This window comes from Micromonospora echinofusca, assembly GCF_017614955.1.
Classification (GTDB): Bacteria; Actinomycetota; Actinomycetes; order Mycobacteriales; family Micromonosporaceae; genus Micromonospora; species Micromonospora echinofusca_A.
In genome coordinates this window covers 1-8,808 of the sequence record NZ_WVUH01000307.1, presented here as the reverse complement: position 1 = coordinate 8,808, position 8,808 = coordinate 1, and the positions used below count along the sequence as shown (strand labels likewise).

Here is an 8,808-nt window from a genome sequence, read left to right as displayed (position 1 = left end):
ACGTCGCCCAGGAACTCAACGGCCGCCCACGACAGACGCTCGGCTGGGACAACCCAGCCGAGCGTCTGCGTGATCTACTGACAACCACATAAGCCATCAGGTGTTGCGACGACCCCCAGAAACCGCCACGCTTTCGGTAGAGGAAGGGCCCCTTGTTAACGCTTCTGACGGCGGGCCGGCCGACAACGGCCCGGGCGGCATGTGGTGGGCTGACCGGGTGACCGACGCTGCAACGATCAACCGGGCCGGACTCGACGACGCGGGTGAGATCCTGACCGTGCAACGGGCCGCCTATGTCACCGAGGCACAGCTCTACCACGATCCGCACCTCGTACCGCTGGTCGAGACCCTGGCCGAGGTACGCGCCGCACTCGTCGATCCCGGGACCGTGGTCCTGGCAGCCCGGCTCGGCGACCGCCTGGTCGGCTCGGTACGCGCCCGGATCGCGGCCGACGGCACCTGCCACATCGCCCGCCTCTCCGTCGCCCCCGACCAGCAGGGACGCGGCCTCGGCGGGCGGTTGCTCGACGCCGCCGAGCACGCCGGCCGGGCCGCCGGCGCGACCCGCTTCGAGCTGTTCACCGGCGCGAGCAGCGAAACGAACCTGCGGCTCTACCGACGGCACGGTTTCCTGGCGTACGACCACCGCCCGGCCGGGGACGGTCTCATGATGACCTGGCTGGAGAAGCGCGCCCCCTGTTAACAGGGGGCCCTTCCTCTACCGGAAGCGTTAACCGGGGGCCCTTCCTTACCTGTCGTGATGCACACACTGTCGAGTGTCGAGCACTCTGCGCGTGCGTCACCGAGCAGGGTGGTGGGAACACCATCGACCGACGGGGGCGAGATGGCCGTTACCGCAACCTCCCACAGTGCGACTGTCGCAGCTGCCGGTTCCATCCGGCCCGGTCCGGTGACCGGGTTCGTCCGGCTGGCCCGGCTCCGGTTCCTGCTCTACAACCTGCTACCGGTGGGGCTCGGCGCCGCCGTGGCCGTCCACCAGGGGTACGACCTCGACCTGACCTGGTACGCCGTCGCGCAGCTCTTCGCGTGGACGGTGCACGTGATGACGCACTACTGCAACGAGTACTTCGATCTGGACGCCGACCGGGCGAACGTCTACTTCACCCCGTGGACCGGGGGCAGTCGGGCCCTGGTCGACGGGTCGGTCCGCCCGGTCGTCGCACTCGGTACGGCGTTCGTGCTGTGGAGCGTGGCGCAGCTGATGGTGGCCGCCATGCCGTCCTGGCCGGCCCGGATCCTCGGTACGGTGACCGTGCTGCTGGCCTGGTTCTACACCGCACCGCCGGGCAAACTGAACTACCGGGGTGCCGGGGAGCTGACCGTCGCCGCCATCCTCAACGGACTCTGGCCGGCCGTGGCGGTCGTGCTCCAGACCGGTGGCGTACCCGCCCTGCTGGTGGCGATCCTGCTGCCCACCGCCCTGCTCCAGGTGGTCCGGATGATGGTGATGAACCTCGGGGACCGCCGCTCGGACGCCACGGTCGGCAAGCGCACCCTGCCGGTGATCATCGGGTACCGCCGGGCGGTCACCGTGATCGTGGCGGCCCAGCCGGTGGCGTACGCGATGCTCACCGCCTTCGCCCTGGCCGGCTGGGTCCCGTGGCTGGTCTGGGCACCGATGATGGCCACCGCACCACTGTCGGCCTGGCTGGTCGTGCAACTCCGACGGGGCGCGATGGCCGATCTCGACCCGACCCGGATGACGCCGGTGGTCTTCTGGGCCTCCAACCACGTCTCGCTGATCGTCGCCGCCGCCATGCTCGGCGTACTCGTCGACGCGGCGGTGCAGCCGGGCAGCGGCAGTGGGTTGGTCGTCCTCAGTCTGGTGCTCGCCGGGTACGGGCTGCTCTTCGGTCACCGGCTCTGGCTGGCCCGCCGGCAGGCTGCCGGACGGGTCGCCCGGCAGCCCTGAGCACTTCGACGATGCCGTCCGCACCGGCACCGCCTCGGGTAGCAGGCGATCTTGGTGGCGAAGGGCCCCTGGGAGGGCCGGTTGCCACCAAGATCTACGACGTCGGCGGGCACGGCTTCCCGGTGTCGACCCACGGTGAGCCGATCGGGCTGCTCAACCCCGGATCAGCCAGGCGGACGGCGCGAGGTTTATGACTTTTTCGTCCTTTTGGTAGTAATGCGGCTATCGTAACGGGTGAGATGACCCGGCTGGGAGAGGCGGTGGAGTATGCAGCGCGCCGCGCCGAACTGGCTGCGCCGTACCCGACTGCTCGTCCAGCCGGGTCATCACCACTCACCGACGTCGGGCATCTGGCGGGAGACCACCGCCGCCGGGTGACCCGCGATGGTGGCCGGATGGGTGGGACGGGTGCCGTGGGAGGTCGTGGTCGCCGGGTTGTTCGCGGTGGTGGCGGGCATGAACGACGGGGGCGCGCTGCTGGCCACCGGGCTCAAACTGCCGAGCGTACGACCGGTCACCGGGATCCTCACCCTGGTGCTCCTGGTGGCCCTGGTGCCACTGGTCACCCACCAGGTGGCGCTGACCTTCGTGACCCGGCTGGCCACCTTCGACTCCCCCGACGGCGGGCCGGCGATGACCGTGGCGGTGCTCGCCGCGCTGACCGTGGTGACGGTACTCAGTTCGCGGGGCTGGCCGACCAGCCTGACCCTGGCCATCGTGGGCGGATTGACCGGGGCGGGGCTCGGTTGGGGTCTGCCGGTCTCCCCCGGCTGGGTGGCGCTGGTCCTGCTGGTCGGGGTGGTCTCACCGGTCGTCGGCGGGTCGGCCGCCTGGCTGGCGATCCGGCTGCTGGTCGGGGTGACCCGCAACGGTGGACTGCCACGCTGGCACGTGGCGGCCTTCGCGGTGCAGTCGGTGGCGTACGCGGCCAACGACGGGCAGAAGATGCTCGCCCTCTTCATGATCGCGTTGGGTTTCTCCGACGCGCCGCTGACCTGGACGGCCCTGGTCGCCGGGCTGTTCGCACTCGGCGCGCTGTACGGGATGCCGAAGGCCGGTCGGGTGCTCTCCTACGGGATCATCGCGTCCCGGCCGTTGCACGGGGTGGCGGCCGAGCTGGGTGCCGGGCTGACCGTGCTGGCCTGCGCGGCGATCGGTACGCCGGTCTCGATGACCCAGGCCATCGCGGGTGGGCTGATCGGCGCCGGCATCGCGCAGAGCAGCGGCCGGGTGCGCTGGTACGCCGCCGCCCGGATCGTGCTGGCCTGGCTGGTGACCCTGCCGGTGGCCCTGGTCGTGGCGGCCGTCGCCGCCCTGGTCGGGCGGGAGCTGACCGGGTGATCCGGCCCGACCACGGACCCGGCCGGGCGGACCGGACGAGCCGGGCCGGTCGCACATCCGGCGGGGCGGGCACGTGAAACGGTTACGACGGATCCGGGACCTGCTGACCGGCCGGATGGACGGGGCGCTGACCGCTGCCCTGCTCGGTCAACTCGAAGCGACCCGCGAGGGCGCCCAACTGGCGATGGCGATGATCGGCGGCGAGGTGGGTCGCACCGGCGCGCACGAGCAGATGCGCGCCATCGAGCACCTGGGGGACGCGGAGCGCCGCCGGCTGGTCGACGAACTGCGGGACGCGCTGGTCACCCCGATCGACCGGGAGGACCTGTTCCGGTTGTCCCGCTCGATCGACGACGTACTCGACTCGTTGCGGGACTTCGTCCGCGAGTCGCACCTGTACCGGGTACCCGACCAGATCCGCTTCGCGCCCCTGCTCGACCAGGTCATCGTGGGGATCGACGCGCTGGAGGAGGCGGTGCGGGACCTGGCCGCCGGCCCGTCGGCGGTGGTGCGGGACGCCTTCGAGGCGAAGAAGGCCGGTGGCGCGATCCGGCGGATGTACCAGTACGAGATCTCCCGGATCTTCTCCGGCGAGTGCCCGGTGGACGCGATGAAGCTGAAGGAACGGGAGCTGGTCCGGCGCTTGGAGATCGTGGGGGTGGCGATCGGTGAGGCCGCCGACGCGATCGCCGACGGGGCGATGAAACGCTGACCGGCCGGGGTCAGCCGGCGCCGACCCGGGTCAGCCGGTTTCCCGCAGGTCGGCCAGGGTGAGCGGGGTACGGGTCCGCAGCAGGGTCTCCAGCGCCGCGACCGAGGTGACCTCGCCGAGCACGTTCCGGCCGCCACCCACCTCGGTCCGGTACCGGTGGGCCAGGCGGTAACGGTAGCTGCCCTTGATCAGCTCGACGGTCACCTCCCACCGGCCACAGCACTCGCAGACCCACCCCCGCATCCCGCGACGGTAGCGCTGAGCTGCGGAGACTGTGCCACGACTGAGGCCGCTGCGACGGGTGGGACGGTGATCCGCACCACGATGTCGGTCCGGTCTGGTTGACTGGTCGCCGTGGAGCTGCCGATCAACCCGCCGGTCGAACCGATGCTGGCCAGGAGCGTGTCGGAGCTGCCCACCGGCGCGGGCATGACGTACGAGCCGAAGTGGGACGGCTTCCGGTGCATCATCTTCCGCGACGGCGACGAGGTGGAGCTGGCCAGCCGGGGCGGCAAGACGCTGACCCGGTACTTCCCGGAGGTGGTCGAGCAGGCCCGCCGGCAGTTGCCGCCGAGGTGCGCGGTCGACGGGGAGCTGATCGTGATCCGGCGGGACGGCCCGGACGGGCAGCCCCGGCTCGACTTCGACCAGCTCAACCAGCGGATCCATCCGGCCGCCTCCCGGGTGCGGCTGCTCGCGGAGACCACCCCGGCGGATTTCGTCGCCTTCGACCTGCTGGCCCTCGGTGACGAGGCGCTGCTGGAGCTGCCGTACCCGCAGCGCCGGGCGAGACTGGAGGCGGCGCTGGCGCACGTCCGGCCGCCGGTGCACGTCACGCAGATCAGCACGGATGCGGCGACGGCGCGGCGCTGGTTCGAGGTGTTCGAGGGGGCCGGTCTCGACGGCCTGATCGCCAAGCCGGCGGACCTGCCGTACGAGCCGGGCAAACGGTTGATGTTCAAGGTCAAGCACGCGCGCACGGCCGACGTGGTGATCGCCGGTTTCCGCTGGCACAAGTCCGGTCCGGTGGTCGGTTCGCTGCTGCTCGGCCTCTACGACGACGCGGGGGTGCTGCACCACGTCGGCGCGTCGGCGTCGTTCACCATGGCCCGCCGGCAGGAGCTGCTGGACGAGTTGGCGCCGTACCGCACCGGGGTGGACGGTCACCCGTGGACGCACGGGGACCACGAGTCGGGGCAGCGGATCCCGGGGGCACCGAGCCGCTGGAGCGGCAAGAAGAGCCTGGACTGGGAGCCGCTGCGCCCGGAGCTGGTGGCCGAGGTGGCGTACGACGCGATGGAGGGTGACCGGTTCCGGCACACCGCCCGTTTCGTACGGTGGCGGCCGGACCGCGACCCGCGCTCGTGCGGGTACGACCAGTTGGACCGGCCGGTCCGTTACGACGTGGACCAGGTGCTGCACGGCGATCCGGCGGCCACCACGTGACCGGACACGAAGTCAGCAGGAGCGTGACCGGGCACGGGAGTGGTGGCTACCGCAGCATCGTCCGGGTCAGGTTGGCCTGGCTGATGGCGGTGGTGGTGGCCGGCGCGGGGTGCACCCTGCCCGCCTTCGCGCCGCGTACCGACGGGGAGGGCGACCGGGCCGCCCCGGTGGGTACCGCACCGGACTGGCGCCCCTGCCCGGAGACCGCGCGGGAACTGGTCGGCCGGACCGCGCCGGACATGCGGTACGACTGCGCGACGGTCGCCGTACCCCGGAACTGGGCTGCCTCGTCGGCGCCGGGTGCGGGCCCGACGGCCGGTGCGAGCGCGCTGCCCGGGGCCGGGGAGACCTTCGAGATCGCCCTGTTGCGGGCCCGGTCGACCCGGCAACGGGACCGGATCGGTTCGCTGGTGATCAACCCGGGCGGGCCGGGGGGTTCCGGCGTCGACACGGCGGTCTACCTGTCCTTCCCGCCGGAGCTGGGCGGGTTGCCGGCGCGGGTGACCGAACGGTTCGACATCGTCGGGTTCGATCCGCGCGGGGTGGCCCGGTCCAGCCCGGTGAAGTGCATCTCCGACGCCGACCTGGACGCCACCTTCGGGGCCGACCCGGATCCGGTGGACCAGGCCGCCTTCGACGAGACGGTGGCGCTCAACCAGCGGATCGGTGCCGCCTGCGGGGCGAAGTACGGCGCGCAGCTCCCGCTCTACGCCACCGTGCAGGCGGCCCGGGACATGGACGCGGTCCGGGCTGCGGTCGGTGACGAGAAGCTGACCTACCTGGGGTATTCGTACGGCACCCTGCTCGGGGCGACCTACGCCCAGCTCTATCCCCGTAACGTGCGGGCGTTCGTACTGGACGGGGCGATCGACCCGGCGCAGGACTACGTCGCCGGTTCGGAGAGTCAGGCGAAGGGGTTCGAGCGGGCGTTCGACAACTTCACCCGCTGGTGCGCGGCGGACAGCGGGGCCTGCCCGATCGCCCCGGACGCCCGGCGGACGTTGACCGACGCGCTGGCCAAGGCCGAGGTGTCGCCGGCACGCGGGGCGGACGGCCGGGAGGCCACCCCGGGTTGGATCTTCTACGCGGTGATCTCGTCGCTCTACTCGGAGGCGCAGTGGGCGGAGCTGGCCCGGGCCCTGGACCGTCTCGCCGGGGGCGATCCGCAGGGCGTGTTCCGGTTGGCCGACGCGTACGCCGGGCGGGACGCCGACGGTCACTATTCCAACCTGTTCGACGCGAACCTGGCGGTGAACTGCGCCGACACCGCGGACCGGCCGGACGTGGCCCGGATCCGCGCGTTGCAGTCGCAGTGGCGGCAGCGGTACCCGCTCTTCGGGCCGGCGCTGGCGGTGGGGCTGCTGAGCTGCACGACGTGGCCGGCCAGGCCGGATCCGTACCCGACCGGCCCGGCGACCGGTGCGCCGCCGATCCTGGTGGTCGGCACCACCGGGGACCCGGCGACGCCGTACGAGCAGACCCCGAAGCTGGCCGCGATGCTCGGGGTCGGGCAGGTGCTGACCTGGGAGGGTGAGGGGCACACCGCGTACCCGCAGACCCCCTGCGTCACCAGCGCGGTCGACGCCTACCTGGTCGGGTTGACGGTTCCGCCGGCCGGGCAGCGTTGCCCGCCCCGGTGAACGGGTCCACCTCGATCATCGGGCCGGCGTCGATCCGGCTGGCCAGTTCGCTCGGGGCGATGCCCTGCCGGGCGGCCAGTTCCTCCAGCAGGGCCCGCACCGCGCGCAGGTTGGCCTTCAGTTCCTCCTGCTCCTCGTGCCGGAAGGCGTCCTCGTCGACGATCAGTTTGCTCGCGAAGTGCGCGGTGATCAGCGGGATGACGAGCAGCACCATGGTGGAGATGAGCAGCGCGGCCAGTGCCCGGCCCTGCCAGGTGGTCGGTGAGATGTCGCCGTAGCCCACGGTGGAGGCGGTGACCACCGCCCACCAGACCGCGTCACCGGCACTGCGGTTCTCCACCTGACCGTAGATGACACCGGAGACCACGATCATCAGAAGGTAGGAGAGGATCAGCGTCCGGGGGGAGTTGGCGAACCAGACCATCCCCCGGTAGATCTTGCGAAACGGCAGCAGCAACGCGTCCATGAGGCATTATGGTGCCCCATGAGTGACGTGGCCTTCCGCGAAGCACGACAGTCCGACGTACCCGCGATCGTGGCGCTCCTCGCCGACGACCGGCTCGGCGCCGGGCGCGAGGTGGTCGGTGAGGACGTGGACGCGGCCTACTGGGCGGCGTTCGACGCGATCGACGCCGACCCGCGCAACGTGCTGGTGGTCGCCGACGTCGACGGCGACGTGGTCGGCACCATGCAGCTCACCTTCATCCCGTCCCTCACCCGCCGTGGCGGCGAGCGCGCCCAGATCGAGGGGGTACGCGTCCGCGCCGACCGCCGGGGCAGCGGGCTCGGCCGCACGATGATCACCTGGGCGGTCGACCGGGCCCGGGAACGGGGCTGCGGGCTGGTGCAGTTGACCACCGACAAGTCCCGCGCCGATGCGCTCCGGTTCTACTCGTCGCTCGGTTTCGAGGCCAGCCACGAGGGGATGAAACTGGCCCTCTGACCGCTGGCCTTCCGGCCGGCTGCCCCGCCCCCACGCTGCCGTCTCCTCCTGCCGGCCGTCGTGCCGGGCGTGGGCCCGCCGGTGCGCCCACCGACTGGACCCACACCCGGCAACCCGGCGGTCAGTCGTCGACGAGTCGACCGTCGCGCAGGGTGAGGGTACGGTCGGCCAACTCGATCAGGCTCGGATCGTGCGTCGCGACCAGCGCGGTCATCCCCCGCGCGTGGACCACCGCCCGGAGCAGGTCCATGATCGACCGGCCGGTCTCCGAGTCGAGCTGACCGGTCGGCTCGTCGGCGATCAGCAGGTCCGGTTCGTTGGCCAGGGCCCGGGCCACCGCCACCCGCTGCTGCTGACCGCCGGAGAGTTCGTACGGCCGCTGCGCCGCGTGCCCGCCCAGGCCGACCAGTTCCAGCAGCACGGCCACCCGCTCCTCCCGTTCGGCCGCCGGCACCCGGGCCAGCCGCAGCGGTACGCCCACGTTCTCGGCGGCGGAGAGGATCGGGATCAGACCGAACGTCTGGAACACGAAACCGATGGTGCCCCGGCGCAGGCCCAGCAGTTCCCGCTCACCGGCGGCGGTCACGTCCTGCCCGGCGACCACGGCCCGGCCGGCACTCGGCCGGTCCAGGCCCCCGATCAGGTTCAGCAGGGTGGTCTTCCCGGCACCGGACCGGCCCCGGATCGCCACCAGTTCGCCACGCAGCGCGGTGAACGAGACGTCCCGTACCGCGTGCACCGCATGCTCCCCCCGGCCGAAGACCCGGCTGAGCCCCTCGGCCCGGACCACCTC

The 8,808-nt window shown here is 71.9% G+C and carries 10 protein-coding genes; 7 read left to right on the top strand and 3 right to left on the bottom strand.

Annotated elements, in window-relative coordinates:
* Positions 1 to 199 precede the first annotated feature (199 nt).
* The 4 genes from GSF22_RS26475 to GSF22_RS26460 all read left to right on the top strand — a co-directional run bounded on the left by GSF22_RS26475 (position 200) and on the right by GSF22_RS26460 (position 3,986).
* Complete coding sequence (locus GSF22_RS26475; RefSeq protein ID WP_208816451.1) at positions 200 to 703, top strand: GNAT family N-acetyltransferase; 504 nt, start codon at positions 200 to 202, stop codon at positions 701 to 703.
* Positions 704 to 910: 207 nt separating this feature from the next.
* Positions 911 to 1,933 carry a prenyltransferase gene (locus GSF22_RS26470; protein WP_208816450.1) on the top strand — a complete coding sequence of 341 codons (1,023 nt, stop codon included), beginning with the start codon at positions 911 to 913 and terminating at the stop codon, positions 1,931 to 1,933.
* A gap of 384 nt (positions 1,934 to 2,317) precedes the next feature.
* Positions 2,318 to 3,274: an inorganic phosphate transporter gene (locus tag GSF22_RS26465; protein WP_208816449.1), complete on the top strand. Its 957-nt coding sequence runs from the start codon at positions 2,318 to 2,320 to the stop codon at positions 3,272 to 3,274.
* A 73-nt stretch (positions 3,275 to 3,347) separates the two neighbouring features.
* Complete coding sequence (locus tag GSF22_RS26460) at positions 3,348 to 3,986, top strand: DUF47 domain-containing protein (RefSeq protein ID WP_208816448.1); 639 nt, start codon at positions 3,348 to 3,350, stop codon at positions 3,984 to 3,986.
* Between the two features lie 30 nt (positions 3,987 to 4,016).
* On the opposite strand, the gene GSF22_RS26455 is transcribed toward GSF22_RS26460, so the two are convergent.
* On the bottom strand, positions 4,017 to 4,229 hold the full coding sequence (locus tag GSF22_RS26455; RefSeq protein ID WP_208816447.1) for a hypothetical protein: 213 nt from the start codon (positions 4,227 to 4,229) through the stop codon (positions 4,017 to 4,019).
* Between the two features lie 111 nt (positions 4,230 to 4,340).
* Here GSF22_RS26455 and GSF22_RS26450 point away from each other — a divergent pair, with 111 nt between their 5' ends.
* Positions 4,341 to 5,432, top strand: a complete 1,092-nt coding sequence (locus tag GSF22_RS26450; RefSeq protein ID WP_208816446.1) for an ATP-dependent DNA ligase — start codon at positions 4,341 to 4,343, stop codon at positions 5,430 to 5,432.
* A gap of 83 nt (positions 5,433 to 5,515) precedes the next feature.
* A complete protein-coding gene (locus GSF22_RS26445) occupies positions 5,516 to 7,072 on the top strand; it encodes an alpha/beta hydrolase (RefSeq protein WP_208816453.1) in 1,557 nt (518 codons plus the stop codon).
* On the opposite strand, the gene GSF22_RS35525 is transcribed toward GSF22_RS26445, so the two are convergent.
* Positions 6,999 to 7,538 (bottom strand): potassium channel family protein, encoded by a 540-nt coding sequence (locus GSF22_RS35525; RefSeq protein ID WP_208816445.1) that lies wholly within the window; start codon positions 7,536 to 7,538, stop codon positions 6,999 to 7,001. The genes GSF22_RS26445 and GSF22_RS35525 overlap by 74 nt on opposite strands.
* Before the next feature lie 18 nt (positions 7,539 to 7,556).
* Here GSF22_RS35525 and GSF22_RS26435 point away from each other — a divergent pair, with 18 nt between their 5' ends.
* Complete coding sequence (locus GSF22_RS26435; RefSeq protein ID WP_208816444.1) at positions 7,557 to 8,015, top strand: GNAT family N-acetyltransferase; 459 nt, start codon at positions 7,557 to 7,559, stop codon at positions 8,013 to 8,015.
* A 121-nt stretch (positions 8,016 to 8,136) separates the two neighbouring features.
* Here GSF22_RS26435 and GSF22_RS26430 read toward each other — a convergent pair.
* Positions 8,137 to 8,808, bottom strand: a 672-nt coding sequence (locus tag GSF22_RS26430) for an ABC transporter ATP-binding protein (RefSeq protein WP_244454174.1), incomplete at its 5' end; no start/stop codon positions are given.